This window comes from Leuconostoc mesenteroides subsp. mesenteroides ATCC 8293 (genome assembly GCF_000014445.1).
In the GTDB taxonomy this organism is placed as follows: Bacteria; Bacillota; Bacilli; order Lactobacillales; family Lactobacillaceae; genus Leuconostoc; species Leuconostoc mesenteroides.
In genome coordinates, this window is the sequence record NC_008531.1 from 187,508 (window position 1) to 213,694 (window position 26,187).

The 26,187-nt window shown below is 37.9% G+C and carries 25 protein-coding genes and 3 tRNA genes; 22 read left to right on the top strand and 6 right to left on the bottom strand.

What is annotated here, in order from left to right; translation table 11 throughout:
* Nucleotides 1-7: 7 nt before the first annotated feature.
* On the bottom strand, nt 8-1,678 hold the full coding sequence (locus tag LEUM_RS01080) for an NAD(P)/FAD-dependent oxidoreductase (RefSeq protein ID WP_011679140.1): 1,671 nt from the start codon (nt 1,676-1,678) through the stop codon (nt 8-10).
* Between the two features lie 174 nt (nt 1,679-1,852).
* Between LEUM_RS01080 and LEUM_RS01085 the strand changes: the two genes are divergently transcribed.
* From LEUM_RS01085 to LEUM_RS01120, 8 genes are all read left to right on the top strand, one after another.
* Entirely contained in the window at nt 1,853-2,671 is an 819-nt protein-coding gene (locus tag LEUM_RS01085) for an energy-coupling factor transporter ATPase (protein WP_010282672.1), read from the top strand.
* A complete protein-coding gene (locus LEUM_RS01090) occupies nt 2,647-3,504 on the top strand; it encodes an energy-coupling factor transporter ATPase (protein WP_011679141.1) in 858 nt (285 codons plus the stop codon). Before LEUM_RS01085 ends, LEUM_RS01090 begins: the two co-directional genes overlap by 25 nt.
* Nucleotides 3,497-4,300, top strand: a complete 804-nt coding sequence (locus tag LEUM_RS01095) for an energy-coupling factor transporter transmembrane component T family protein (protein ID WP_011679142.1) — start codon at nt 3,497-3,499, stop codon at nt 4,298-4,300. The genes LEUM_RS01090 and LEUM_RS01095 overlap by 8 nt, the downstream gene beginning before the upstream one ends.
* A 20-nt stretch (nt 4,301-4,320) precedes the next feature.
* Nucleotides 4,321-5,088: a tRNA pseudouridine(38-40) synthase TruA gene (gene truA / locus LEUM_RS01100; protein ID WP_010281220.1), complete on the top strand. Its 768-nt coding sequence runs from the start codon at nt 4,321-4,323 to the stop codon at nt 5,086-5,088.
* Between the two features lie 49 nt (nt 5,089-5,137).
* A complete protein-coding gene (locus LEUM_RS01105) occupies nt 5,138-5,548 on the top strand; it encodes a pyridoxamine 5'-phosphate oxidase family protein (protein ID WP_011679143.1) in 411 nt (136 codons plus the stop codon).
* Between the two features lie 137 nt (nt 5,549-5,685).
* Complete coding sequence (gene rplM, locus LEUM_RS01110) at nt 5,686-6,129, top strand: 50S ribosomal protein L13 (protein WP_002815997.1); 444 nt, start codon at nt 5,686-5,688, stop codon at nt 6,127-6,129.
* 18 nt (nt 6,130-6,147) lie between these two features.
* Nucleotides 6,148-6,543 carry a 30S ribosomal protein S9 gene (rpsI, locus tag LEUM_RS01115; protein ID WP_002815996.1) on the top strand — a complete coding sequence of 132 codons (396 nt, stop codon included), beginning with the start codon at nt 6,148-6,150 and terminating at the stop codon, nt 6,541-6,543.
* Between the two features lie 189 nt (nt 6,544-6,732).
* Nucleotides 6,733-7,650: a LysR family transcriptional regulator gene (locus LEUM_RS01120; RefSeq protein ID WP_011679144.1), complete on the top strand. Its 918-nt coding sequence runs from the start codon at nt 6,733-6,735 to the stop codon at nt 7,648-7,650.
* Nucleotides 7,651-7,672: 22 nt separating this feature from the next.
* Here the strand turns inward: LEUM_RS01120 and LEUM_RS01125 are convergent, their stop codons facing one another.
* Nucleotides 7,673-8,857: an oxidoreductase gene (locus LEUM_RS01125; protein ID WP_011679145.1), complete on the bottom strand. Its 1,185-nt coding sequence runs from the start codon at nt 8,855-8,857 to the stop codon at nt 7,673-7,675.
* Nucleotides 8,858-9,632: 775 nt separating this feature from the next.
* Here LEUM_RS01125 and LEUM_RS01135 point away from each other — a divergent pair.
* Together LEUM_RS01135 and LEUM_RS01140 are read left to right on the top strand one after the other, a co-directional pair.
* Nucleotides 9,633-9,715: transfer RNA gene (locus LEUM_RS01135), tRNA-Tyr, on the top strand.
* Between the two features lie 37 nt (nt 9,716-9,752).
* A tRNA-Gln gene (locus tag LEUM_RS01140) sits at nt 9,753-9,824 on the top strand.
* Between the two features lie 95 nt (nt 9,825-9,919).
* Here the strand turns inward: LEUM_RS01140 and LEUM_RS01145 are convergent.
* Nucleotides 9,920-10,004, bottom strand: a tRNA-Leu gene (locus tag LEUM_RS01145).
* A gap of 113 nt (nt 10,005-10,117) precedes the next feature.
* Between LEUM_RS01145 and LEUM_RS01150 the strand changes: the two genes are divergently transcribed.
* The 7 genes from LEUM_RS01150 (at nt 10,118) to ppx (ending at nt 18,067) form a co-directional block, all read left to right on the top strand.
* Nucleotides 10,118-10,453, top strand: a complete 336-nt coding sequence (locus LEUM_RS01150) for a hypothetical protein (RefSeq protein WP_011679147.1) — start codon at nt 10,118-10,120, stop codon at nt 10,451-10,453.
* Nucleotides 10,450-11,259 carry a triose-phosphate isomerase gene (gene tpiA / locus LEUM_RS01155; RefSeq protein WP_002815975.1) on the top strand — a complete coding sequence of 270 codons (810 nt, stop codon included), beginning with the start codon at nt 10,450-10,452 and terminating at the stop codon, nt 11,257-11,259. Before LEUM_RS01150 ends, tpiA begins: the two co-directional genes overlap by 4 nt.
* Nucleotides 11,260-11,400: 141 nt before the next feature.
* A complete protein-coding gene (eno, locus tag LEUM_RS01160; RefSeq protein ID WP_011679148.1) occupies nt 11,401-12,726 on the top strand; it encodes a phosphopyruvate hydratase in 1,326 nt (441 codons plus the stop codon).
* 96 nt (nt 12,727-12,822) lie between these two features.
* Nucleotides 12,823-13,410, top strand: coding sequence for a DNA-3-methyladenine glycosylase I (locus LEUM_RS01165; protein ID WP_011679149.1), 588 nt, complete (start codon nt 12,823-12,825; stop codon nt 13,408-13,410).
* Between the two features lie 75 nt (nt 13,411-13,485).
* Complete coding sequence (locus tag LEUM_RS01170; RefSeq protein ID WP_011679150.1) at nt 13,486-14,964, top strand: Ppx/GppA phosphatase family protein; 1,479 nt, start codon at nt 13,486-13,488, stop codon at nt 14,962-14,964.
* A gap of 8 nt (nt 14,965-14,972) precedes the next feature.
* Nucleotides 14,973-17,105, top strand: coding sequence for an RNA degradosome polyphosphate kinase (locus LEUM_RS01175; protein WP_011679151.1), 2,133 nt, complete (start codon nt 14,973-14,975; stop codon nt 17,103-17,105).
* Nucleotides 17,102-18,067 carry an exopolyphosphatase gene (ppx, locus tag LEUM_RS01180; RefSeq protein WP_011679152.1) on the top strand — a complete coding sequence of 322 codons (966 nt, stop codon included), beginning with the start codon at nt 17,102-17,104 and terminating at the stop codon, nt 18,065-18,067. Before LEUM_RS01175 ends, ppx begins: the two co-directional genes overlap by 4 nt.
* Nucleotides 18,068-18,203: 136 nt before the next feature.
* On the opposite strand, the gene LEUM_RS01185 is transcribed toward ppx, so the two are convergent.
* A complete protein-coding gene (locus LEUM_RS01185; RefSeq protein ID WP_011679153.1) occupies nt 18,204-18,839 on the bottom strand; it encodes a YigZ family protein in 636 nt (211 codons plus the stop codon).
* A gap of 17 nt (nt 18,840-18,856) precedes the next feature.
* Here LEUM_RS01185 and LEUM_RS01190 point away from each other — a divergent pair, with 17 nt between their 5' ends.
* From LEUM_RS01190 to LEUM_RS01205, 4 genes are all read left to right on the top strand, one after another.
* Nucleotides 18,857-20,137, top strand: coding sequence for an ATP-dependent helicase ComFA (locus LEUM_RS01190; protein ID WP_011679154.1), 1,281 nt, complete (start codon nt 18,857-18,859; stop codon nt 20,135-20,137).
* A gap of 277 nt (nt 20,138-20,414) precedes the next feature.
* Nucleotides 20,415-20,825, top strand: coding sequence for a ComF family protein (locus LEUM_RS10780; RefSeq protein ID WP_174221736.1), 411 nt, complete (start codon nt 20,415-20,417; stop codon nt 20,823-20,825).
* A 136-nt stretch (nt 20,826-20,961) separates the two neighbouring features.
* Entirely contained in the window at nt 20,962-21,507 is a 546-nt protein-coding gene (gene hpf, locus LEUM_RS01200) for a ribosome hibernation-promoting factor, HPF/YfiA family (RefSeq protein WP_010291116.1), read from the top strand.
* A gap of 147 nt (nt 21,508-21,654) precedes the next feature.
* Nucleotides 21,655-23,193 carry a YhgE/Pip domain-containing protein gene (locus tag LEUM_RS01205; RefSeq protein ID WP_011679156.1) on the top strand — a complete coding sequence of 513 codons (1,539 nt, stop codon included), beginning with the start codon at nt 21,655-21,657 and terminating at the stop codon, nt 23,191-23,193.
* A 43-nt stretch (nt 23,194-23,236) separates the two neighbouring features.
* Here LEUM_RS01205 and LEUM_RS01210 read toward each other — a convergent pair whose 3' ends face one another.
* Complete coding sequence (locus LEUM_RS01210; protein WP_010287707.1) at nt 23,237-23,908, bottom strand: histidine phosphatase family protein; 672 nt, start codon at nt 23,906-23,908, stop codon at nt 23,237-23,239.
* 93 nt (nt 23,909-24,001) lie between these two features.
* Entirely contained in the window at nt 24,002-25,402 is a 1,401-nt protein-coding gene (locus LEUM_RS01215; protein ID WP_011679157.1) for a hemolysin family protein, read from the bottom strand.
* A 428-nt stretch (nt 25,403-25,830) separates the two neighbouring features.
* Here LEUM_RS01215 and nrdH point away from each other — a divergent pair, with 428 nt between their 5' ends.
* Nucleotides 25,831-26,061 (top strand): glutaredoxin-like protein NrdH, encoded by a 231-nt coding sequence (nrdH, locus tag LEUM_RS01220; RefSeq protein ID WP_002815957.1) that lies wholly within the window; start codon nt 25,831-25,833, stop codon nt 26,059-26,061.
* Nucleotides 26,062-26,187: the final 126 nt, after the last annotated feature.

Consider the following 26,187-nt stretch of genomic DNA (forward strand, 5'->3'; position numbering starts at 1 on the left):
TTATAACTTATTTTTCTAATTCATTATATGTTGATTTTGCTTTACCATACCAGAGACCACCAAAAATCTTTTGGAGTAGCGGCACGACATAAAAATCTAAACCAAATCCACGACCAGAACCGTTCATAATTGCCAAACTACTCAACATGACAAACCAGTGCGTGAGTTCAAACGAATGTGTTGCTCCGGAAACAATCGTAAGGAGGATTGATAATAAGCCCAAAGGCCACGTAAATAGTCCAAGTAAGATACCTGCGCCAGTAACAATTTCAATAAAGCTAGCAAGACCACTTTGCCAGAAGAAATTGTTTAAATCACCGGCATTTCCTAGTGCAACTAAAATCCAGAATATACCTAAAAACAAACGTAGTGGTGTTGACCATAGGACATTGCCAAGACGTGATATGCTTCCCTTGAACGGGTTACGGCCGTCTTCTGTACGGAAGAATTCATCCAACATATAATGGAAGATGGAATAGGCTGAACGGATTTGAGAGTAGAAGAAGAGGTTGATACCGTGCTTTGCAATGCTGGCGATAAATCCTGAAAAGTTAAGGCCCATTAAGCTAGCGACAGTGTAATGGGATCCAATTGAAACCGCGAAACCGTGATACTTTACAGCTTCAGAAAATGTTTTGGCTTTGCCTAGGCCAAAATCAGCAAGGATATTAGCAGACGCTGCACGAGCAGCACTTTCAGCACCTTCAACGGTTTGTGGGATTGGCCCGGTTTTTTCATCAACGTAAGAAAGTGTATCTCCAGCCACATAAATGTCCTTTTCTGGAGTGCCATCTTCTTTAGTGGCGCGCATATAATCATCAGCCTCAATACGACCACCACGGCCATATTTGAATCCCCAGTTTGATATGAATGATTTGGCTTTGACACCAGCAGTCCATATTAATGATTTTGTTGGTAATGTCGATCCGTCTTGGAAGAATACACCATTCTCATCGACCCCAGTGACTCTTGAGTTCAATCGTATATCGACACCATTGTCCTCCATATATTTGAAAGCCTTGTCAGCTAATTTGCGGTCTTTTAACATGTTTAGGATAGAAGGAGATGCCTCAAGTAGGACAAGCTTAATTTCGCTTTCATCTAATTTGTAAGTTTGAGCCAATACTTTACGTTGTTCGATAAATTCGCCCATTAGTTCGGCGCCCGTGAAACCAGATCCTACAACGGCAATAGTTAACATTTGTTCACGCTTGTCGGGATCAAGCTCAGCGGCTCCTTGACCAATAATATTTTCAACGTGATTTCGAATTTTCAGTGATTCTTCCATTGACCACAATTCAAATCCATGTTCTTTAACGCCTGGCGTACCAAAATCGTTTGACTGACCACCAACTGCTAAAACAAGTTTTTCGTATGGAATATCACCCTGGGTTGTTGAGATTGTCTTTTTATCTTTATTGATATTTGTTACTTCAGTCGTTAATAATTTAACATTCTTATCTTGGTAGAAGAGATGTTCTAAATCTTCTTGCACATGTTTTGGTTTAACACGTTGAGAAGCAACTTCATGTAACTCTGTCATGTATGTAAAGTATGAATGCTTATCAACTAAGATGATATTATATTCTTTATGACTTCTTAGCTTTTTAGACAATGTTTTTGCTGCGAAGACGCCACCAAAACCGGCGCCGACAATGACGATATTTTTCTCGTTCATGGGATGCTTCCTTTGTGAAATTTATTGTTTATTAGCGTTTTACCTCTTCTAGTATAGACTAGTTTATGCTAATTTACTAGGTTTATGAGAGTAGTTCTTTGTGAAAATATGGAATTTGTATTGTGAAATGGTTCCACCTATTTTTTAGAGGAAAATATGCTAAAATAAGTAGTAATGGTTAAAGCGATAAAGATAGACAATTTAAAGTATAGTTATGACGAACGCTCCTTATTCAGCGATTTTAATTTAGATATTGATGCTGGACAATGGGTTGCTTTGGTGGGACACAATGGCTCTGGTAAATCAACTTTGGCAAAACTGATTTTAGGGCTTTTAGTGGCAGAACAAGGTGATATTGATGTTTTTGATGAACGTCTGACTGTCGAAACTGTGCACCATGTCCGATCAAAAATTGGCATGGTTTTTCAAAATCCAGATAACCAATTTGTTGGTGCAACTGTTGCTGACGATGTTGCTTTTGGTCTAGAAAATATCCAGGTTGAGAGCTCGGAAATGCCTCAAAAAATAGATAATGCACTGACTATCGTTGGCATGCAAGAGTTTAAAAATCGGGAGCCACATACACTGTCAGGTGGACAAAAGCAACGCGTTGCCTTAGCAAGTGTGTTAGCACTACAACCCAAGATTATTATTTTAGATGAAGCGACTGCAATGTTAGATCCTGATGGCCGCGCTACGGTCATGGAGACATTACAGAAATTAAAAAAGCAGTTTGGTAAAGAGTTAACATTAGTGACTATTACGCACGATATGGATGAAGCGACACTCGCTGACCGAGTAGTGGTTATTAATGACGGGCAAAAAATCTTAGATGGTACACCAGCTGAAGTTTTTTCACAACGAAAAGCGCTACATGAAAATGGATTAGAGCTACCTTTTGCTAATGAGTTAGCATTTCATTTAAACGAGAAACCTAATAAATATATGGACGAAAGAGAACTGATACAGTGGCTATCAACTTTGAACAAGTGAATTTTAGTTATGGTGCTGGTACAACTTTAGCGCAGCCAATTCTGCATGATATTAATGTAACGATACCGGATGGACAAGTAACGGCAATTATTGGTCAGACTGGTTCGGGCAAGTCAACTTTTATACAACATTTAAATGGTTTATTGAAACCTACAACAGGACGAGTAGTTATTGATGATTTTGTTTTGACGAGTGACTTGAAGGAAAAAAACCTAACCTCTTTGCGGGCCAGAGTGGGTATGGTTTTTCAATTTCCAGAAAATCAGTTGTTCGCAAATACAGTCTTAGAAGACGTCATGTATGCCCCAATAAATTTTGGTTATGCTAAAGCAGATGCTGAGTTTGCGGCAAAAACTGCCCTGAAACAGGTGAATGTCTCTGAGGAATTATGGGATAAATCACCTTTTGAACTTTCGGGTGGACAGATGCGTCGTGTTGCTATGGCAGGGACGTTGGCAAGTAATCCAGATATTATTGTTTTAGATGAGCCAGCTGCTGGCTTAGATCCAAAAGGGCAAAAAGAATTGCTTGCAATTGTGAGAGGACTGAAAGAAGCAGGTAAACTGGTAGTTTTCATTTCTCATCAAATGGATCATGTAATTGCTGTAGCTGACCATGTAATTGTGATGCATGATGGTGGTGTTGTGGCAGAAGGAACGCCAGTTGAAATATTCAATAAAGATCTGGTTTGGTTTAAAACGGTTGCTTTGGATTTGCCTAAGGCAGGACAGTTTGCGGAGCAGTTGCGTCAAAAGGGACATATATTGCGGCATCGTCCATTATTATTGACGGAATTAGCGACTATGTTAAATGAGGAAAAACGGCATGAATAATATTATGATTGGCCGTTTTGTGCCAGGGGATTCTTGGATTCACCGTTTAGATCCAAGAACTAAAATGATTGGAACCTTTATTTTTATTTTTGTGATGTTGTGGTCAACATCGTGGGCGACCTATGCATGGTCAGCGGCTTTCGTTGTTTTAGCAATACGCTTAACAAAGCAGCCATTTAGACTTTATTGGGATGGATTAAAACCAATTTTTTGGCTAATTCTATTTACAGTGGTCTTGCAGCTTTTTTTTACGCCGGGAACACCAGTATTATTACATGCTGGACCACTAAAAGTGACGATTCCGGGCATTATTAATGCTATTTATGTTATGATTCGTTTTGTTTTAATCATTTTGATGTCAACAATTTTGACGTTAACAACGCCACCGACAAGTATTGCAAACGCGTTAGAATCTTTATTGAAGCCTTTGAAAAAGATCCACGTACCAGTAGCTGAACTTTCATTGATGCTATCAATCGCGCTGCGTTTTGTACCACTGTTAATGGATGAAACGCAAAAAATCATGAATGCACAAAAGTCACGTGGTATGAGCTTTTCAACAGGGGGACCAATTAAAAGAGCCAAAGCTATTGTGCCATTACTTATTCCGCTGTTCGTGGGTGCATTACAACGAGCACTAGATTTAGCCAATGCGATGGAGGTTCGTGGATTTCAAGACGCCACACAACGAACAAAGTATCGTGTACTATCTTATGGCAGCAATGATCGCAGCGCGTTTATAGGATTAATCGGGTTTACGATTATATTTATTGGTATTAATTTTTTTATAAAATGAGGCAATAAGAGGAGAAATTTATGCCACGATATAAAGCAGTTATAGCTTACGATGGTGCTGAATTTTTTGGGTTTCAATTGCAAACAAAAAACGGTGTTGAGTCTGTACGTACAGTCCAAGGGGAGCTTAATAAAGTCATCAATAAAATGGCAAAGAACCCATCACCGCAGATTAAAGTAGTAGGTGCATCGCGCACTGATACGGGTGTTCATGCTTTTGGTCAAGTAGTTCATTTTGATTTGCCATTCAATATTGATCCAGAAGGCGTGCGCAAGGGGATGAATACGTTGTTGCCATTTGATGTGGTTGTAAATCATGTAGAACATGTTTCTGATGACTTTCATGCACGATTTAATACACATTCTAAGCGGTATATTTATCGTGTATCTACGACTGACTACAAGGATCCTTTTAAACGCAAATACACGGGACATTTCCATTGGAAACTGGATATAAACAGAATTAAAGCTGCTTTACCTGACCTCTTAGGTGAGCATGATTTTGCTAGCTTTGCTGCCTCAGGAAATGAAACGGCTACAACTATTCGTTTGATTACTCGGGCTGACGTTGATGAGAAACCAGAAGAACATGAGATAGTATTCACCTTTGAAGGGAATGCTTTCTTATACAATCAAATCCGTATCATGGTTGGTGTACTATTAGAAATTGGTACCGGAAAACGACCAGTACATGATATTGTTCGACTGATAGAAGTTAAGGATCGGGAACAAGCTAGGTATACTGCACCAGCAAGTGGCCTATACTTGGACGAGATTGATTACAATTGAACAATATTTGTTATAATGAAACCAGTACTACTTTAAGGGGGGAGTAATTATGACGTTTTTTGAAGAGTATATTCAAGCTTCACGAGGGCTTGTTTTCGTGGCAACAACTAGAGATAATCAACCAAGTATTCGAATCATGGGATTTGCGGTCAGTCCAGAACGTGAAAATCTGTGGTACTTTAACGTTGATCCGACATCATATAAAGTTCATGATATCGATAATAATGACAAGGTAGCTATCATTACGCCATTTAATGAAAATGGCGCACGTATTGAATCAAATAATGCAACTATGAGACGTTCTGATAAAACATGGGCAGATGTTAAACCATTATTTATTGACAACAAATCTTATATGCAGGGGCACCCAGATATCGAAAATGAGATTGTACTGGAACTCCACATTCATTCTGCTAGTCTTGCGTCATATGGGTATAAAAAAGATGTTAATTTTGAGTAAAATAATTGACATGAGACGCTTTTTTGGTTAAGATAGAAGACGGTATTGTTTACCTCACGATAAGCCCCGGAAACTTATTGTAAATGCTTGGCAAGGAACGGCTGAGTCAGTAAACAACTAATCAAAGGAGCGCAAACATGCGTACAACATTTTTAGCAAAACCAGGTGAAATCGAAAAGAAGTGGTATATTATTGATGCAAAAGACGTCGTTTTGGGACGTTTGTCAACAGTAGTAGCTTCAATTTTGCGTGGTAAGAACAAGCCAACGTTCACACCAAACGTTGACATGGGTGACAATGTCATCATCATCAATGCAAGCGAAGTTAAGTTGACTGGTAAGAAGGCCACTGATAAGGTTTATTACCACCACTCAAACCACCCAGGTGGTTTGAAGGCTCGCACAGCTGGAAACTATCGTGAATTCAACCCTGAAAAGTTGCTTGAGTTATCAATCCACGGTATGTTGCCAAAGAACACTTTGGGACGTAAGCAAGGCTTGAACTTGCACGTGTATGCAGGATCAGAACATGATCACGCTGCACAAAAGCCCGAAGCACTTGACATCAACAAGTTAGTTTAAGAAAGGAGAATCTCAATTATGACTACAGCAGTACAATATGCCGGCACAGGTCGTCGTAAGAACTCAGTTGCTCGTGTACGTTTGGTTCCAGGTAATGGCCAAATCACAATGAACGGCAAGTCAATCGAAGAATATATTCCTTTTGCTAACTTGCGTGAAGTTGTTTTGCAACCATTTAACGTTACTGAAACATTAGGTAACTATGACGTATTAGTTAACGTTATTGGTGGTGGTTATTCTGGTCAAGCTGGTGCAACACGTCACGGTATCGCCCGTGCTTTGTTGACAGTAGATCCTGATTTCCGTGCAGCATTGAAGGCAGCAGGTTTGTTGACTCGTGACTCACGTATGAAGGAACGTAAGAAGCCAGGTTTGAAGAAAGCCCGTAAAGCATCACAATTCTCAAAGCGTTAATATTTTTATTATATCGGCGTTTAAAAACACTTTTCTTTTATTGAAAAGTGTTTTTTTGATTTGATATCACGTTGCTAGTAATTTAAATGTGATATACTGTTCATGAATTTAATCTTCATTTTGAAGCACTTAAAACTCTGTTTTTTAGTTTTTGTTTAGATACAGATAAATCATTTGAGGAGTACATCCATGAATTTTGACCAACTACTTTACGCGGAAGTTTTGGCTCAGCATAATTCTATGCAGAAAGCTGCTGATGTACTACACATCAGTAAGTCTGGACTAAGCATAGCCATACATCAACTTGAAAATGAATTAGAAGTAACTCTTTTTGATAAATCATCATCTGGAACTAAGCTAACCTCAGAAGGAAGACAATTATTGTCTTCAATTTCCGATATTTTACGTTTTAAAAATAATCTTGAGAAAACTGCTACGATTGTTGCTAATCCTCAAAAGCATCAAAAAGTTTCAATTCATTATATGAACACAATGTTAAAACCTTTTATCAGCACCTTTATTGATAATTATGTCGCTAAATTTGAAAATGTTCAGGTAAATATTAGTTGTCACGAATTTGAATCAATTGTTCGTCGTGTACGCAGTCAAGAAATTGATGCCGGCTTTATCGCAATAAATAATATCAATGATGAAAGCATTAAAAATTTAGATTTCACACCAGTTTGTGACAGTAAGTTAGTTTTATTTTGCGCACCGAATAATCCGCTAAATGCTTTGAATCGGCCGATATCTTTAACAGATTTAAAAAAACAAAAATTTAGTCTTTTCAATGATAAATTCCACGATGAAATTTTCGAAAGATTACAATTTCAATGTGGACCGTTATCACTTGTGTTAAGAGTCGATGATGCTTGGGCAATGAACCAAGCAATAATTAATTTAAACACCGTCTGTTTTGGTAGAATTGTTCAAGGGAATTTATCTAGTAATACAGATTTTTCGAAGCTTAAGATCATTCATATTGGTCATGTTTTTGATGATGATTTCAAGCTCGGTTGGTTAACTAATCCAAATTATATGATATCCGAGAAAGCCCAAGAATTACTGAGAGATATTACTGCAGAAGTAAAAAAAGATGCTCAATAAAGAGCATCTTTTTAAGTTAAATTTATTTTGTTCCGTCGTGAGTTACAGCGTCGCCTAGTTTAACATCTGTGAGCGTTTTAAGATAGTCTATGCCAGGCATATCGAAATATGCTGTGTTTGCAAGTAGATCAATCAATCCTGGTGTTAGATGTGATTCTTTCACTGATTCTTCGTTGAATTCTAAGAAAATATGGTCAGCTTGACCGTTTTTGATTTTATAACCAATTTGGTTGTCAATTAAAGTGGGGCGTCCTAAACTTACAATATCAACATATTGCAGAGCATCCTTCATTTTCTCAACTGTGTGGATACCGCCAGCAATCATCAGAAGAGCTGGCTTTTTTACTCGTTCTCCGAGTAGTTGTGCATAGTTTTTATCAGAATCGGTTGGTGTCGCAGTATAATCATTTGTCGAAAGGTGGACATAGTCAAATTCAAAATTTTCGGTCAATTGGTTAACTAGTAATTGAGCTTCGTGCCATGTATAGCCGATATTATCTTCGTGAACCTCTTCGGGGCTAATTCGATAACCGATAATAAAGTCTTTTGGGGCATTTTCCTTGGCTACCTTGAATACTTCTCGTGCGACTTCGAGGGCAAAATTCATCCGTTTTTCAAGACTACCGCCCCAAAAGTCAGTGCGAACATTAGAATAAGCAGAAAAAAATTCTTGATGCAAATAGTGATTTGCTCCGTGAATTTCGATGCCATCAAAGCCACTAGCAATTGCACGTTTTGTTGCGGTACCGAAATCTTTTACAATTTGCCAGACTTCATCTTCGGACAACTCGTGTAAAGGATAATTAATCCATGGAAAATCAATGTTTGAAGGTACCTCTACTTGTCCGCCGAGCGCATAGCGATACTGTGCCTCACGTCCAGAATGGACTAGTTGAAGGATAGCTTTATTACCATCTTTTTTTAATTTCTCAGTAATTTTTTTAAATCCTGGGACAAAACTATCGTCATAAATTGCTAATTGTTCACGGTCGGGTGCCCAAGAACGTGATGGACCGCCATTAGGACTGACGCTCGTGTACTCAACAATTACCATACCAGCTGATTGTGAACGGGCATTATAGTAATTGATTGTGTCTTGTGTTACTTTTTCATTTAAGCCACTATTTGTCAGCATAGGTGACTGAGCAGTCCTAGTATCTATTGTTGCGCCATGCCGAAAAGTTACCTTGTCTATTAAGTTTTTCATTATAAGAGCCTCCGTTTCATAAACAAAGTATAACATTTCACAAACTTTTCGGAATTTCTGAAAAATGAATGGATCGTCAACTTTTATTGAACACAACAGAATTTGAACGTGATGTGATGCCTAATAATATATTCATTTTATATTATTCTACATTAAAAAAATGGCTTCACCATATGAAAATAAAGCTTTTTCAATTTTAAAATAATTATGCTTCATTCGATGGATTATGTCATTCGTTCATAAATAATCCAAGCGATTAAGTATGTTAAAAACACAAGAGTCAGCATATTTGTTAACATTACAATAATAAAAATGCTTATACTTGTGATGTTTGTACTTATTGATAGACTGCGGTGAAAGTAATATGGATTGTATCATTGCAAATGCTATCAGCGGGGTAGTAACAATATTGCCTGTTTGCTCAAAAATAATTTTTTTCATGTTTGATTTTCCTCATTAATAGTGAATAGATCAGTCAGTGGTGTTTTCAGTGCTTGTGCTAACTGGAAGGCCAATATCAAAGAAGGTGTATAGTTTCCTTTTCTATAGAAACAATAGTTCGCCTTGAAACACCAATTTATTTTGCTAGAGATTCTTGCGTCAAATGAAGCGATTTTCTAACGGGTTGAACATTGTTATTAATTTTCATTGGAGGCCTCGCAATATTGATGAGCAATCTACTTCACTTTTAAATGTAATCACAACATGTAATTATCACAAAAATGCTTGCCATGTCTCTCAGTATTTGGTATACTATTATAGTTGTTTGAGATATGGGAGTGTAGCGAAGTCTGGCTAAACGCGACGGACTGTAACTCCGTTCCTTCGGGTTCGTAGGTTCGAATCCTACCGCTCCCATTGCCGATAAAAGCTAACGGCAAAATAAATTAGCTATTGCCCCTTCGCCAAGTGGTAAGGCATCGGTTTTTGGTACCGACATGCGCTGGTTCGAATCCAGCAGGGGCAACTATTAAAGGAATCCTTCGGGATTCCTTTTTTTGTATAAAATAAATTTTCAACACAAAGAAAAAGCTATACAATTAAGTATAGCTTTTGTTATAGTGCAGCTAGCGGGAGTCGAACCCGCACGCCCTAAACGGGCACAGGATCCTTAATCCTGCGCGTCTGCCAATTCCGCCACAGCTGCAAATATGAATTGACAACTATATAATTATACCCATTAAATCTAATCTCGTCAATAGATATTCAATGACAGCGAGCGTGTAATGTTTGATAGAATAGAAGTAATGGAGAAAACACATGAGATTTTTTAATCGAAAAAAAACAGAAGTAATCACACCAGAAATACAGGCCCATAATGAAGCTTTACAAAATGAAAATGATGATTTATTAGATCAGATTGAAGCTTTGAAATTAGATGTTTCAGAACTGAAATCGGAAAACCAACATTTGACCGAACGCCTTTCACGTAGTAAGTACCAGCAAAAGTTAACTAAAACAGGTGGCGGACTGGCCGTTTTGTTTATTAGCTACATGTTGCTATCCTTGCTGGGTGAACCTTCTCGTTATATGATTTGGTTATTATTAATTGAGGCGGTCTTTATTTTTATGATGCTTAGAGGAGACGAAAAATGAGTCAACATAATGCTTCACGTATACCTTTTGTAGTTGCAAATTGGAAAATTAATAAGTTGCACGCTGATGTTGCAGAATTTTTGGACAAGGTGAACGGTAAGGTGCCTGCTGAAAATGTTGTGGAAACAGGTATTGCGGCACAAGATTTATTCTTGTCAGACATGGTTCGAGCTACAGCACAGTCACCCATACATATTGTCGCAGAAAATGTTCATTGGGAAGACAGTGGAGCTTACACAGGCGAAACATCACCAAAAGCATTGAAAGATATTGGCGCCAAATATGTTTTAATTGGGCATTTTGAACGTCGAAAGTTTTTTAATGAGACTGATTCAACAGTTAATTTGAAAGTCACTGCTGCACTTAGAAATGGCTTACGCCCAATTATCGATGTCGATGAGGATATGAGTACCTATGCCCAGTTTATGGACGCGGAACCCTCAGTGGCTCAAGTGGCTGCCGCGTTGGCAGGCGTCTCTGTTGACCAAATCCGCAACGTTACACTTGCGTATGAGCCCACATGGGCAATTGGATCAGGTGAGGCCGCAAGTGCGGTCCAAGCGCAAAAAGCAGCTCATCTGATACGTCAGACGCTGGCCAAGTTATATTCACCTGTTATTGCTGAACAAGTTCGCGTTTTATATGGCGGATCGGTGACACCAGACAACGCTCGCGAAATAATGTTGCAAAAAGATATAGATGGTGTGTTGGTTGGCACATCCGCTCTTGATCCAGAAAAGTTTCTACAACTTGTTGCCATTGCGCAAGATCCAGAAGTCCCAGAATTTAATATTGAGAATACTTAAAAAGCAGTGCCCTAAAAGGGTGAACTCAATAGTTGTTGCACATTACTTTGCTTTATGTATTGAGGAAATTTTTGGCTATGACTCTTACCCTGTGATATAATATACATGGTATATAACCGAAAACCAAAGGAGAATTAAAACATGTCTTTAATCACTGATATTATCGCACGCGAAGTCCTTGACTCACGTGGAAACCCTACACTTGAAGCTGAAGTTATCACAGAATTGGGTGGCTTTGGTCGTGGAATGGTCCCTTCAGGTGCATCAACAGGTGAACACGAAGCTGTTGAATTGCGTGATGGAGACAAGTCACGTTTTGGTGGTAAGGGAACAACAAAGGCTGTTGCCAATGTTAACGATGCTATCGCTAAGGCTTTGGTTGGTAAGTTCGACGTAACTGACCAACGTGCAATCGATCAAGCTATGATCGAACTCGACGGTACAGAAAACAAGGGTAACTTGGGTGCAAACGCTATTTTGGCTGTTTCAATCGCTGCTGCCCGTGCTGCTGCTGACGAATTAGGTGTACCTTTGTTCTCATACTTGGGTGGTGCAAATTCATACGTATTGCCAACACCTATGATGAACGTTATCAATGGTGGTGCTCACTCAGCAAACAAGGTTGACTTCCAAGAATTCATGATTATGCCTGTTGGCGCACCAACAGTTAAGGAAGCAATTCGTTATGGTTCAGAAACTTTCCACGCTTTGAAGAAGTTATTAGAAGCTGATGGTAAGGCAACTTCAGTTGGTGATGAAGGTGGATTTGCTCCTGACTTCGCTGATAACGAAGAACCTTTGAAATATTTGATCCGTGCGATTGAAGCCGCTGGTTATAAGCCTGGTAAGGATATCGCAATCGCTGTTGATGTTGCTTCATCAGAATTGTATGATGCAGAAACAAAGACATACAAGTTGCGTTGGTCAACTGGAGAAGAATTCACAACACCTGAATTTATCAAGTATCTTGAAGATTTGGCAGATCGTTACCCAATCATTTCAATCGAAGATCCTATCGACGAAAACGAATGGGAAGACTGGGCTGCAATTACAGCCGAATTGGGCAAGAAGGTTCAATTAGTTGGTGATGACTTCTTCGTTACTAACACACAATACCTTGAAAAGGGTATCAACATGGGTGCTGCTAACTCAATCTTGATCAAAGTTAACCAAATTGGTACTTTGACAGAAACTTTCGAAGCTATTGAAATGGCTAAGGAAGCTGGTTACACGGCTATCGTTTCTCACCGTTCAGGTGAAACAGAAGACACAACAATTTCTGACTTGGTTGTTGCTACAAACGCTGGCCAAATCAAGACAGGCTCATTGTCACGTACTGACCGTATCGCTAAGTACAACCAATTGATCCGTATCGAAGAATTGTTGGACACAACTGCTAAGTATAAGGGTATCCATTCATTCTATAACTTGTCAGCTGCTGCCCGCGAAGTTATTGAAAACAAGTAAAAAAAAACTAAATCGGCCGTTTGGTCGTTTTTTTTTATATGAAATGATTAAAAACTATTTTGTCTTGCAAATATAAGTGAAAAAGGAGCAAGCACAATGGATGATTTGAAACGTTGCTCCTGGGTAGATAATTATCCAGATTCCAATATTATGACAACTTATCATGATGCAGAGTGGGGACAACCTAACCAATATAGTGACGAAAAGTTATTTGAACTGTTGACTTTAGAAGTGTTTCAAGCTGGGTTAAGCTGGGAGACCTCGTTAAAAAGACGTTCAGGGATGAACACTGCATTCCTCTCCTTTGATATTGATTTAGTGTCTAAAATGACAAACGAGGACATTGAACGATTAAAAAACAATCCTAATATTATTAGCAATAAACTAAAAATTACATCAACTATTCACAATGCACGAGTCATTAGACAGATTCGTCAGCAGAGGGGGAGTTTTTTTGACTATATGTGGTCGTTCACTGATGGTCAGATTATCAATCACCATATTACCAGTGGGGATGAAATTCCCAGTCAAAATGAATTATCGCAACAGATAACGAAGGACATGAAGAAACAAGGGTTTAAATTTATCGGACCGGTAATTGTGTATTCTTACCTGCAAGCAATAGGCATCATCAATGATCATGAACAGTGTTGTAGTTTTAATCCAGACAATGCAAGATTATAAGTATAATGTAGTCATATTTTTTCTAATACAATCCTAATATTAAATGTGATAAACTACCCTTAGAGGGCTCAATCTATGGCAAAATTACAGGGTGTTATTCTTTTAAACACTGATGCTGCTGCATTGCAAATTGTTGACAGTCGTGGGCGTCAAATTGAGCATGTTAAGCGCGAATATAGCGAAAAAAATTTACCATTAGCTAGTTTTTCTGCTGAAGTGATGCAGCGTGCATTATCACAGCTACAACGATTCCAACAACTTCTTCGTGATTATGGTGTAGAAGATGTGCGTTTGTACGGTAGTGAAAACTTGTCCAAGATGCTGAATGCTATTTATTTTGTCGATCAAGTAGAAAATGTAACGGGCCTTGAATTACTTTGGCTAAATGCCAATCAAGAAAATTATTATCGGCAGTTGGCCTTGCGCGTTCATGATGAAAAAATTTTAAATGAACGGTACGCATTTGTACTAGGTGTTAGCTCTACAAGAATAGACTTATCCTATTTTGAAAATAATCAGTTTAAATTCTCGCAGCATTCAGCCATTGGACCAGTGCGATTAACACAGTCCATCAGAGATATGGCTGCAGAAATTACTGAAATACCAGATTTAATACCAGAATTTATTGATAGTAAATTAGCAGATTTTTGGCATATGTTACCGCCTGTTCAAGCAACTGATACAATTATTTTGCTTGGGGCCGATGTATTAAATCAGCTGTTTTTAAATAAAAAGCCCAAAACTACAATTCATAAATCAGAGCTGCAATCATTAATTCATAGTTTTAATCAGATGAACAAACAAGCTATTGCTGAGCAATATAGCATTGATTTGAATGATATTTGGATGGTCTTCATGGAAGCTGTGTTGGTTGTCGAAGTGATGTCAGCTGTTGGTGCTAGTAATTTACATATGAGTAGCTTGACAGTCTTAGATGGGCTGGTCGTTAAAGACAACAATGCACAAAATGATATCATTACTGCCGCACGTGGTATTGCAGATAGATATATGGTTGAAGAGAAGCATCGAGAGTTGGTTCTGAGATATGCTTGGCGACTATTTGATCGTTTAAAAAGAATTCATCGATTGAGTGCGCGTGACCGGCTCTTATTAGGTGTCGCTGCTTTGACGCACGACGTTGGTAGTTTTATTAATTCTCAGAAGCATTATCAATATTCTGAAGAAATTTTAGAAGGAATTGATTTTCATGGATTATCAACCTCTGAGCAACGAATGATTGCGTCAATTGCACGGTATCATAGCGCTGAAACTCCTGATAATGCACTGCGATCAACGCAAGAGTTTTCCCCAAGACAACGTATGCGCATTGCTAAAATGGCCGCATTATTACGCTTGGCGGATGCCCTTGATGATAGCCGATTACAAAAAATTAGTAAATTAACTGTGTCTATCGGTACAGAAAAAATTACAGTAATCGGACAATCTGCCGCGGATTTGCAATTGGAAATGTATATATTTGCACAAAAAGCGCATTTTTTTGAGGCTGTGTTTGGATTGCCCATTGTATTGAAACGTCAGGGGAAAAGGAGCTGAAAAGCACTATGACAGATCTGAAACAACACAAATATTATGTTAATCGTGAAATGAGTTGGTTAGCTTTTAATAAACGTGTGCTTGAAGAAGGGCGCGATACACAAAATCCTATCCTAGAGCGCGCTAATTTTTTGGCGATTACACAAAAAAACATGGATGAATGGTTCATGGTTCGTGTGGCAAGCTTACAACAACAAATGTTTGTAGGTCACGATAAGGTGGATGCATCTGGTTTATCGCCCAAACAACAGCTAATTAAAATTTCTGCCGCTGCAGGAGAACAAATTAAAAACCAGTACCAAGTATTAAATCGTAGTATTATTCCGACCATGAAAAAGTTAGGTTTTTCATTGGTCCATAAAAATGATTTGACGAATGCACAAGTTAACTTTTTAAAGAAATTTTTTGAGAAGGAGTTACGTCCAGTCTTAACGCCGATGGCGATTGATAGTACACGACCATTTCCTTTTTTGGCAAATGATACGTTAAATATTGGTGTTCGTCTGAAAAAAAACGACGAAAAATCTGAAAAATATATTGCAGTATTACAGGTTCCAGAAACCTCTGGACGAGTAATCGCACTACCAGAAGAAAATCAAGTGATTTTAGTAGAAGATGTTGTGCAACTATTTTTAGATGCGCTTTTTCCAGGTTATACCATTAAAGAATCAAATGTTTTTCATATTTTACGTGATATGGAATTAGATGTTGCTGATGATGAAGATACGCCCAATATTTTGCAAGAAGTACAAAGTAAATTGCAAGAACGGGAGCGTGGACGAGTTATCCGTGTGATTGTAAGTGCGAACACGGGTAAAATGTTGATGACCCAACTCATCAAAGCCTTACAGGTCCCTGATGATAGAATTTATGAAGTGAGTGGTCCGATTGATTTAACATTCATCAGTTCATGGTTGAAAGTAATTGATGCACCTACACTAGAATATACATCATTTCATGGGTACGAAAATCCCGACTTGACCGCTGATAAAATATTTGAAAGTATACGAAAACGCGATTATCTGTTGCATCACCCCTATGATTCATTTAAGCCAGTAGTTCAGTTTATTCAAACAGCTGCTATAGATGATGATGTGCTAGCCATTAAAATGACTCTATACCGTGTATCCGGCAATTCACCAATTATTAAGGCACTCTCTGATGCTGCTCAACGTGGCAAGCAGGTAACGGTATTGCTTGAAATCAAGGCACGCTTTGACGAGGAAAATAATGTCCATTGGGCGCGTGAATTAGAGCAAAAGGGCGTCCATGTGGTCTATGGACTTCGTGGACTAAAAGTGCATGCTAAAATGGCCATGGTAGTGCGACGGGAAAGTGATACTATTCGTCGATATGTCCATCTCGCTACTGGAAACTATAATGATGTTACAGCGAATTTTTATACGGATCTTGGATTGCTAACAGTGGATAGCGAATTAGGTGCAGATGTGGCTTCGATTTTTAATATTCTAACGGGTTACTCTGATCCGAGTTTTTTTCATCAACTGCATATGTCACCTAATGGCATTCGTGAGTTTATTTATGAAAAAATAAACGTCGAAATTAAGAATGCTAAGGCAGGAAAACCATCCGGTATTAAGATGAAATTCAATTCGTTATCTGATGAACGAATGATTCGTCATTTGTATGAAGCAAGTGAAGCCGGTGTACCAGTAGAATTGATAGTTCGAGGAATTACAATGCTCAAGGTTGGTATTCCAAAAGTCAGTGAAACGATAGCTGTGCATTCAATTGTTGGCCGTTTTTTGGAACATAGTCGGGTGTTCATCTTTCATAATGATGATAGTCCACAAGTTTATTTATCTTCTGCAGATTTAATGACAAGAAACTTAGATCGACGTGTTGAATTGTTATTCCCAATTCGCAATGCTGGTTTGTCTCAACAGGTGATTAATATTTTTGAAATCATGTGGGCAGATAATGTTAAAACACGTGTCTTACAACCAGATGGATCGTTTGATAAAATTGATCGTAGAGGCTTATCCTCTGTTAACGCACAAGAAATGTTTATAGCTGAATCTATGGTCAAACAAATTGAGTTAAAGCAACAACAGGACCGAGAAAATACGCAAAAAGAATTTGAGCCAATCAACAACCCGTTTATAGGAGGTGAATCATGACTGTTATAGCAGTAATAGATTTAGGATCGAACTCAGTACGGATGACAATTAGTAGATATCATCAAGATGGTCATTATGAAGTAGTGAATAGATTACAAGAGATGGTACGCCTCTCTGAAGGAATGGGTGAAAATAAAGTTTTACAACCTGAGGCTATTAAACGTACGATGAACGCCTTGAAGAATTTCAAGGAAACGCTGGACAAGTATCCAAAAGCGAAAATAAGAGCAGTGGCCACTGCAGCTGTCCGACAAGCAACAAACCAAATGGCATTTTTGACGGAATTTGAAGAAACAATGGGTTTCACGCTGCAAGTACTAACAGGTGAAGAAGAGGCACACTATGATTACGTTGGTATTGTTAATACACTAAACATAAACGATGCCTTAATTTTGGATACTGGTGGTGCCTCTGCAGAATTGATTTTAGTTCGAAACAAAGAATCAGTTCACGAAATAAGTCTGCCTATTGGCGCAGTGACGATTAGCGAAATGTTTCTTGAGAAGGATGTTATTAATGCGGATTCTTTGTTTCAAGCAACTGTAGCCTTAAGGCAAATGTTTGGAGATGTTTCTTGGCTCAGTGATGCCATGCATTTGCCGTTGGTGGCATTGGGTGGTAGCAATCGTACTTTAGCTAAAATTTCTCGACGTCAGCGAAAAATCACTGATATGCCAATTCATGGATACCATCTGAGTAAGCAAGATGCAACAGATATATATCAAAAGATATTAAGTAAAAATCTAGTTGAACGACAGAAAATGGCTGGCTTAGCCAAGGATCGTGGTGACATTATTGTCGGTGGCTTATTGCCGTTGGTAGAACTGCTGCTTTTTCTAGGCGGACAGCAGGTCATATTCTCACAAGCTGGTCTGCGGGAAGGTATTTTATTTGAAACGATTAGGCAAGAGACAGGGCAACATGTTATTGCGCCAGAACCCGCTTCAATGACGATAGACTAATAAAAAACAGCCAATATGATTATTGGCTGTTTTTTATTTATTTAATGATCCACCCGGGAGTCGAACCCGGATTTCAAGAACCGGAATCTTGCGTGCGATCCATTACACTAGCGGATCATAACTATTCAATTATAGCCTATTTTACTGGAATTTCAAAGTAAGTTTCGTCACCAATGTCAAATAATATATGCCCAGAAAACTGGTTCATCAAATCTGATTGAAACTTGGTCAGGTCTTCTTCAGATACTGGGACTACGACGTGAACATTTGTATCATACTGTGTGTCTATTATTTGATAATTATGGCTGTTTAGCCAATAATTTAATGTTTCGCCATGCTTATAATCAATGCTGATAGTAATTTGTAGACGTGTTAGTCGTTCCACAAAGTCAATTGACTCAAGTCCTTCAGCAATCGTGCCAGCGTAAGCACGGATCAGTCCGCCTGCCCCTAATTTAATACCACCAAAATAGCGAGTTACTACTGCAACAACATCATGTAGATCATTTTTTTGTAAGACCTCTAGCATTGGTATGCCAGCCGTACCACTCGGTTCACCATTATCACTATAGCGCTTAATGCTATCATTGTCACCTAAGACATAAGCAAAAACATTATGGCTGGCTTTATAGTGGATTTTATTTATTTTTTCTATAAAATCTCGAGCGTCATTTTCGGAAGTAATACGTGCCATGTTTAAAATGAAACGTGATTTTTTAATTTCTTTTTCCCATGTGAATGCTGTGGGCTTAATTGTGAAATATTTTACCATATAACGTATTATACAGCATGAATGATGAATATTTCTATGGTCGTCAAATTGTCCAACCAAAAGTGGAAACAACGACTAAACATATTATTGAACCTTTTATTGGGAAGAAGTGCCAACGGTGCGGACAGAAGAATACCGAGGAATTGCCTAACCAACATTATTACTGTAACGCTTGTTTGATATTAGGGCGAGTTAGTTCTCTTGATAATTTAGTTTCGTTACCGGAACCAAATCAATTTTCTGGTACTGCTAAAATGACATGGCAAGGTGAATTGACGCAACAACAGGAAAAAGTTAGCAATGAACTATTGGTGACTTTGTTTCAAAAAGGGGAACATTTAGTGTGGGCGGTTACTGGTGCGGGTAAAACTGAAATGTTATTCCCGGTTATCCACAAAGCATTGTGTCAAAGACTACGTGTAGCGATTGTTTCACCACGCGTAGATGTCATTGTGGAGTTAGCACCACGAATTCAGTCGGCATTTGAAGAAACTGAGCTAATGATATTACATGGCAACCAAAAAGAAAACTATCGATATACACAGTTAGTTTTAGCGACCACACATCAGATGTTGCGGTTTTATCATGCTTTCGATCTTGTTATTGTCGATGAAGTTGATAGTTTTCCGTTTGCAGGGGATGCCATGCTGGCTTATGCGGTGAATAAAGCCCGAAAGGAGAACAGTGCTTTAATTTATTTAACTGCGACACCAACACTAGCAATGCGAAAAAAAGCAGGTAAAAAATTACCGACCTCTTATTTGCCATTAAGATTTCACCAGCATGTCTTACCTGAAATAAAAGTAAGATTAGTTAGCAACTGGCGTAAAAGGCTACCGAACGTCATCAAAAAACAAATTATTCAGCTCATTACATCTAAACAACGATTTTTAATTTTTGTGCCAAAAGTCTCTGATTTAAAACCGCTACATCAAAAATTGCATCAATTATTTCCAAGTGTACAAAGTGATTACGTACATGCAGCTGATCCATTTCGACAAGAAAAAGTTAAAAAAATGCGTGACGAAAAGTTACAGTATTTAATTACGACTACAATATTAGAAAGAGGGGTTACTTTCCCAAGAATCGACGTATTAATTATAGGAGCAGACGATAAAACATTTAGTGAAAATGCGCTAGTCCAAATTGCAGGTCGTGTAGGGCGTAGTGCCGATCGACCCACTGGTTTAGTACAAGCATATGTACAACATATCAATTTAAAGGTTAGGGCAGCACAAAAACAGATTATCATGATGAATCGTCGTGGGGAAAAATTAAAGCGTAGAATGGACAACTAAAAAAGGAGAAGCTATGCATTGTGCATTGTGTCAAACACAATTATTTGAAGTAAATTCATTTTTGCAGTTTTTTGGCCTAATAAGACATGAAAATAGTGTGTTGTGTGAAAGTTGTCGTCACAATTTTGATGCAATCAATGATCAAAGTTGTCCAGCGTGCGGGCGACAGCAACTAAATAATGACGCATGTTACGACTGCCAAAGGTGGCAATTGAATAACAGGCCCAGCCTTCATCATCGGGCATTGTATCAATACAATGATGCCATGCGATTATTTATGCAACAATATAAATTTAATGGTGACTACAAACTACGTAAAATTTTTAATCGTGAGTTAATAAACCTAATTCATACTTCAGATATGGATTTGGTAGTAGCAGTTCCTGTTAGCCAGCATACGATGATGACACGTGGATTTAATCAAGTAGCTAGCCTTCTAGAAGGCATTGAATTAACAGAAGCCTTACAAGTTAAGGTAACGAAAAAAATGCAACAATCACATTTTAATCGCAGAGCTCGCATGAAAAGAGAACAGCCATTTTCCATAATCGACGAAAAAATTATTGAAGGACAAAGTATTTTACTTGTAGATGATGTATATACGACTGGTAGCACATTGCACCACGCTGCCGATTTATTATTAGCACATGGGGCTGATTCTGTGAAAAGCATTTCATTAGCACGATGAAAATGAAGAAATTGTAATTTCGCGGTAAACGCTTACAGATATGTTATAATGATGATAGAACCAATATAAAATAACTGACTTGATGATAATATTTAGAATTTTATCATTAAAGAAGGAAATTTGGAGGAATTAGTTTATGTTAGATTACAATGTACGTGGTGAAAATATCACAGTCACAGATGCAATTCGTGAATATGTGGAAAAACGCTTGACGAAATTAAATCGTTATATCGAAGAAAATGCCAAGGCCAACGTTAACTTGCGCACATACAAGTCTGACAATTCTGGTAAGGTTGAAGTAACTATTGTGTTGCCTTACGTAGTTTTGCGAGCTGAAGATACTAATCAAGATTTATACGCAGCTGTTGATAATGTTTCTGAAAAAGTAGAACGACAAATTCGTAAGTATAAGACAAAGATCAATCGTAAATCCAGAGAAACTGGATTTAAAGGTATTGATTCGAAGGGTGAAATTCCTGAAGAAGAGGTAGATGATTCTGCTCTACAAATTGTTCGTACTAAGCAGGTTGATTTGAAACCTATGTCACCTGAGGAAGCTGCCTTGCAAATGGATTTACTAGGACATGTGTTCTTTATCTTCAAAGATGCAGAGTCAAATACTGATTCAGTAATCTATAAGCGGGCTGATGGAAAGTATGGCTTGCTTGAAACAGCTGAATGATATGCGTCATTGTGTATTATCAACTGCAAAGTGGGGAACATTTTTCCATAATTTAGTTAAGAATCGTAAAAGTTTATAAAGTTATCCAAAAGACCAGTTCAATTGCGTATGCTATATTAAGCAGAGTTTAAATTGAAGAGGTCTTTTATGTTTGGTTGGCAAACGATATTAAAAAATAAACACAGTTTAGTTAAGTGGCTATTAGCAATGGTGATTCCAGTAATTTTAGTTGCTGGGTACCTTGGAGCAACTAGTCATGTAACTCAGCATGCGAACCGTTTAAAGGTCGCTGTTGTTAATTTAGATAAGCCAGCGCAGTTTGAAGGTGAACAACAAAGCGTTGGTGCTAAATTGACTGATCAATTTAAGGCCAGTAAAAAGTTAGTGGTCAAGAAGTATAGTTCAGAGAAGTCAGCTCGAGAAGCCTTAAAGTTGGGACAGATTAGTAGTGTTATTGTTTTCCCAAATAAGATGACGCAGCAGTTGGCCAACTTTAAAAGTTCAGGCAAGAACGTGAATGTTAAACAAGTCATAGCTACTGGTAATAATCAATTTGCTACACAATATACGAGTCGTGTACTCGAAGACTTGATTAATGAAGCCAATGTAAAGTTGAGCATGGGTATCTCAAACGACTCTACCTTGAAAAATTTAGCAAAGCAAAGCAATAGTTTGGCGGACAAAACATCCGATTTGCAAGCCAATTTACAAGCTGTTGGGAATGCTATTGATACAGATACAGCTAAAGATTTGCAAACAGATGCGAGTGATTTAGCAACACAGTTAGCAACTTATTCTGTTGAGCTTAATACGGCCATTAGTAATAGTGACACCGACAAAATTAAAGAAGCAGCAGCTAAGATAAACGACGTTTCCTACAAAATGCAAACAACGGTAGTAGGGGGAATTAGTAATATTGTTGTGAATTTGAATAATACACAGGCTTTGAGTCAGAAGTCTGGTATTATCCAAACCGAAGCCACATCCGTAAAAAACGGTCAAACTGCTATCTCCAATAAATTAAAATCACTGCTTGGGGATAAGTCCGAGACGACCACTTCCTTGACGCAAATGCTTACGCTAAACATAACTGACATTAAGCCAGTTAAAAACGATGGACAAGTCATTTTGCCACAGGTATTGGCAGTTGGTGTGACAGTAATGGCAATACTATTTGGTTTGGTATTACCAATTAAACCAGAAAAGCCAGAAGCACTTGCGCTTGAACAATGGTGGGATAATTTCCAAATTGGTGGTCTATTGAGTGTTGTAGGTGCGTTGTTAATGACAACCAGTGTATTATTGTGGAAAATACCAATCACTCATTTTTGGTTCATTGTAGGAGTTGTCATACTAGCCGAGTGGATAATGCTAAGTTTTGTTTGGTACCTGAAACAACTATTTGGTCAAGCAGGCTGGTGGTTAGCTACAGGAATATCTGTTTTACAACTGATTATAGTTGCTGTTAGTTATCCAGCAATTGTACAAGATACAGCATTTGGTATTTCTAGACCATTTTGGCCATTAACAGCACTAATAAGTGCTGTCAACCACATTACGTTTAGTGGTGAAATACAGCAAAACGTAATGATTTTAGTAATTTGGTGGATTATACTTACTATCTTATTAGTCTCACAGTATCGTTTTAGGCAACGAAAAAGTTTGACAGAAAAAATTGATGAATAAAAAAAGCGAGCACATTTGAGCTCGCTTTTTTATTGTCAATAAATTATGAATTAAATATAGTTGAATCATCGTTAAAGTTAGTAATTTTAGCATGGTCAGCAGCTAATTCAAGTTGCGTAACAGCACCATTTTTAACACTAATCTTGGCAAAATCATGATAGCCAAAATAATCAACAATAGCACGAATAGCTGTACCATGAGAGACAATTAGTACATTATCTCCATCTTGATGACGAGAAAGAATATCGTCAAAACCGTGTTGTATACGGTTTATAAACTGTTGATAGTCCTCTGCAATTTTGAAAGGGTCGCCTTCACGAATCAAATCCATTGCTGCAGGCATACCATATTTAGCGATAACATCGGAAAAATCTGAGAAGGTATCATTTTTATAAGCACCAAGAGTTGTTAAGGCTAAGCCAGTGTGTACACCTTCAAAATAGCCAAAGTTTTCTTCACGGAAGTCTGGTAATTGGATAGCTTGATTGGGTGAATCAGATTTATTGTTGGCTAAGATATATTGTGATGTGTGGATAGTTCGTGTTAAGCCAGATGAATAAGCACCATCGAAGTGTACGTTGGCCAGTCGAGTACCGGCTGCATAACCGTCTTGAATCCCTTTTTCTGTTAAGGGTGCATCGGACCAGCCTTGGAAACGATGCAAAAGATTAAAATAGGTTTCGCCATGGCGTACCATGTAGATGTTGACTGTCATAAGTTTCCTCCTGAAGATAACTATTTCCATTTTACCACAAGTGTTTTGGTAGCAGAATGAAAAAGATGCATTCCCGAAGGAATACATCTTTGATTAATTGGCAGCAACTTCATCTTCAGAATTTTTTTCTGAGGCTGCTTCATCCTCGTCGAAAATACCATTTTGATTTAAATCATCTTTTGGTAAAGGCAATTCTTTGACAATGAATTGAGAAATATAAGCATTATCATAATCCAATGCTGTCAACTCAAAGTTGGCGACTTTCATAGTGTCTCCGGCACGGAATTCGGGGTCATGATTCAAGACATATCCAGTTAAGGTAACTGCATCGTCATTTTCAAGTTCTTTGATATTGCGATTAAAGTAACGTTCAAAATCGTATAATGTCATCTTACCTGAGATCTTAAAACGGTGATCTCCGAGCTTTTCGATATAGTCATCAGAAACATCATCAATTTCATCACGTACGGTACCAAACAGTTCTTCATAAATATCTTTGTCAGTAATTAGTCCAGAAGTACCACCATATTCATCAACAACAATTGCAATAGGAGAACGCTTTATAATCATTTCATCCATGACATCATGTAAATCCATATTTTCTGGAACAGCTGGAATATCACGCATAATTTTGGAAACTGGATCAGATGACTTAATACGTGCTTGTCGTACTAAATCATAATTGAAAACATAGCCCAAAACTTTATCTTTATCGTTATCTGCTACAACGGGAAAACGTGAATATCGTTCTTGTAAGTATAAGTTGAGTCCATCCGCAATTGAGGCCGTAACATCGATGATGGTCATGGATGTACGATCGATCATTATGTCCACAGCGACTTTATCATTCATTTCAAACGCACGTTGCATGAAAGTAAGGTCTTCTTCATCTAGTTCACCAGCTGCTGCTGCATTCTTAGACAACGACAAAATTTCGGTTTGAGAATAAATGTCCTCTTCACCGTCTGTCCGGAAGCCAAGTAAATGGGTAATACCGTTTGACAAGTGATCTAATGTCCAAATCAAAGGAAACAAAGCAATATGGAAGAATCGTACAGGACGTACAATAAAGAGTAACACCTTGACCGGTGACTCAATTGCAATGTTCTTCGGTACTAAGTCGGTAAATACAGCGTGGACAATCGTGAAAATGATCATAGCGGCGACAGAAGCTACCGCGTGAGCATATTCAGCTGGGATAATCCCAGATCCAAGTATGATTTCAGCAACGGTTTCTTCACCAATCCAACCTAAAATCAAACTTGTTAACGTAATTCCGACTTGTGCAGTTGAAAGATATTCAGTTAAATGTGTTGTCATATAAATAGCATTGCTAATGTTACGTGAAGGCTTTTCACGAGTTTCTTGCAATGCCTTTAATGCACTTAAACGTACTTTTACTAATGAATATTCTGTTAAAGTAAACAAAATAGCTAGTAAAAGGACCACCAAAATAATGAAAAAATTGATGATCATAGACGGACCAGAATCCAAATTCGTAAACCTCTTTTCATATTATAACTAATACACATTATAACAAAGATCGTATGAGGACGTTGGATTTTATAACTTTCTTAAGGGTGACTATTGTCAGCATTAGACGTTTCTATGAAGTTAATGGGAAGGGAACAAACATATGGTTCTTGCGAGCAATTCAATATGATTTATAAAAAAAGTATGGTATTATAGAAATCTAAACAACATGCATGCATCAATGGAAATCCTTGATATAATAGGATTCTTTCCTTTTTATTGTCCTTTTATTTTCTAGCAGCCTTTTTTAAATAGGTTATTCAATTCATAAGAACATGCGTTCGCTGAGACAAAATTAGGGCTTGAAGAATTAATTAAAAAGGGTAAACTTAAAGTCAGTAGTTATTAGATTCAAAACAGAGGAAATAAATATAAAAGAGGTCGGTATCATGGAAAAAGTTACAGTATATACAAAATACAATTGTGTGCAATGCAAGATGACCAAAAAGTTTTTAGAAGCGCAAGGTATACCTTTTAAAGAAATTAACATTGAAGAGGAAACACAATTTGTTGAGGAATTGAAGGCTAATGGTCATCGCCAAACACCGGTTGTGGCGGTGGAAGGCCTACCAGCATTTTCCGGATTCCGTCCTGATGTGCTAAAGAAAATTTCTGCTTGATTTTCGTTAACATCGTGCGGTGCAAAGCTTAGCGGTGTTTTTTATTACATTTTTTCTAGTAAGAGTGTTGATAAATTGCAGAAGTTTGTTGTCAATCAAAGGTAGTTCAAAATATAAAGTGTCAAC

Bases quoted from the DNA above. Each gene is read 5' to 3' on its own strand.
- LEUM_RS01080 (WP_011679140.1), bottom strand. From the start codon at position 1,678: ATGAACGAGAAAAATATCGTCATTGTCGGCGCCGGTTTTGGTGGCGTC.
- LEUM_RS01085 (WP_010282672.1), top strand. From the start codon at position 1,853: ATGGTTAAAGCGATAAAGATAGACAATTTAAAGTATAGTTATGACGAA.
- LEUM_RS01095 (WP_011679142.1), top strand. From the start codon at position 3,497: ATGAATAATATTATGATTGGCCGTTTTGTGCCAGGGGATTCTTGGATT.
- truA (WP_010281220.1), top strand. From the start codon at position 4,321: ATGCCACGATATAAAGCAGTTATAGCTTACGATGGTGCTGAATTTTTT.
- LEUM_RS01105 (WP_011679143.1), top strand. From the start codon at position 5,138: ATGACGTTTTTTGAAGAGTATATTCAAGCTTCACGAGGGCTTGTTTTC.
- rplM (WP_002815997.1), top strand. From the start codon at position 5,686: ATGCGTACAACATTTTTAGCAAAACCAGGTGAAATCGAAAAGAAGTGG.
- rpsI (WP_002815996.1), top strand. From the start codon at position 6,148: ATGACTACAGCAGTACAATATGCCGGCACAGGTCGTCGTAAGAACTCA.
- LEUM_RS01120 (WP_011679144.1), top strand. From the start codon at position 6,733: ATGAATTTTGACCAACTACTTTACGCGGAAGTTTTGGCTCAGCATAAT.
- LEUM_RS01125 (WP_011679145.1), bottom strand. From the start codon at position 8,857: ATGAAAAACTTAATAGACAAGGTAACTTTTCGGCATGGCGCAACAATA.
- LEUM_RS01150 (WP_011679147.1), top strand. From the start codon at position 10,118: ATGAGATTTTTTAATCGAAAAAAAACAGAAGTAATCACACCAGAAATA.
- tpiA (WP_002815975.1), top strand. From the start codon at position 10,450: ATGAGTCAACATAATGCTTCACGTATACCTTTTGTAGTTGCAAATTGG.
- eno (WP_011679148.1), top strand. From the start codon at position 11,401: ATGTCTTTAATCACTGATATTATCGCACGCGAAGTCCTTGACTCACGT.
- LEUM_RS01165 (WP_011679149.1), top strand. From the start codon at position 12,823: ATGGATGATTTGAAACGTTGCTCCTGGGTAGATAATTATCCAGATTCC.
- LEUM_RS01170 (WP_011679150.1), top strand. From the start codon at position 13,486: ATGGCAAAATTACAGGGTGTTATTCTTTTAAACACTGATGCTGCTGCA.
- LEUM_RS01175 (WP_011679151.1), top strand. From the start codon at position 14,973: ATGACAGATCTGAAACAACACAAATATTATGTTAATCGTGAAATGAGT.
- ppx (WP_011679152.1), top strand. From the start codon at position 17,102: ATGACTGTTATAGCAGTAATAGATTTAGGATCGAACTCAGTACGGATG.
- LEUM_RS01185 (WP_011679153.1), bottom strand. From the start codon at position 18,839: ATGGTAAAATATTTCACAATTAAGCCCACAGCATTCACATGGGAAAAA.
- LEUM_RS01190 (WP_011679154.1), top strand. From the start codon at position 18,857: ATGAATGATGAATATTTCTATGGTCGTCAAATTGTCCAACCAAAAGTG.
- LEUM_RS10780 (WP_174221736.1), top strand. From the start codon at position 20,415: ATGCAACAATATAAATTTAATGGTGACTACAAACTACGTAAAATTTTT.
- hpf (WP_010291116.1), top strand. From the start codon at position 20,962: ATGTTAGATTACAATGTACGTGGTGAAAATATCACAGTCACAGATGCA.
- LEUM_RS01205 (WP_011679156.1), top strand. From the start codon at position 21,655: ATGTTTGGTTGGCAAACGATATTAAAAAATAAACACAGTTTAGTTAAG.
- LEUM_RS01210 (WP_010287707.1), bottom strand. From the start codon at position 23,908: ATGACAGTCAACATCTACATGGTACGCCATGGCGAAACCTATTTTAAT.
- nrdH (WP_002815957.1), top strand. From the start codon at position 25,831: ATGGAAAAAGTTACAGTATATACAAAATACAATTGTGTGCAATGCAAG.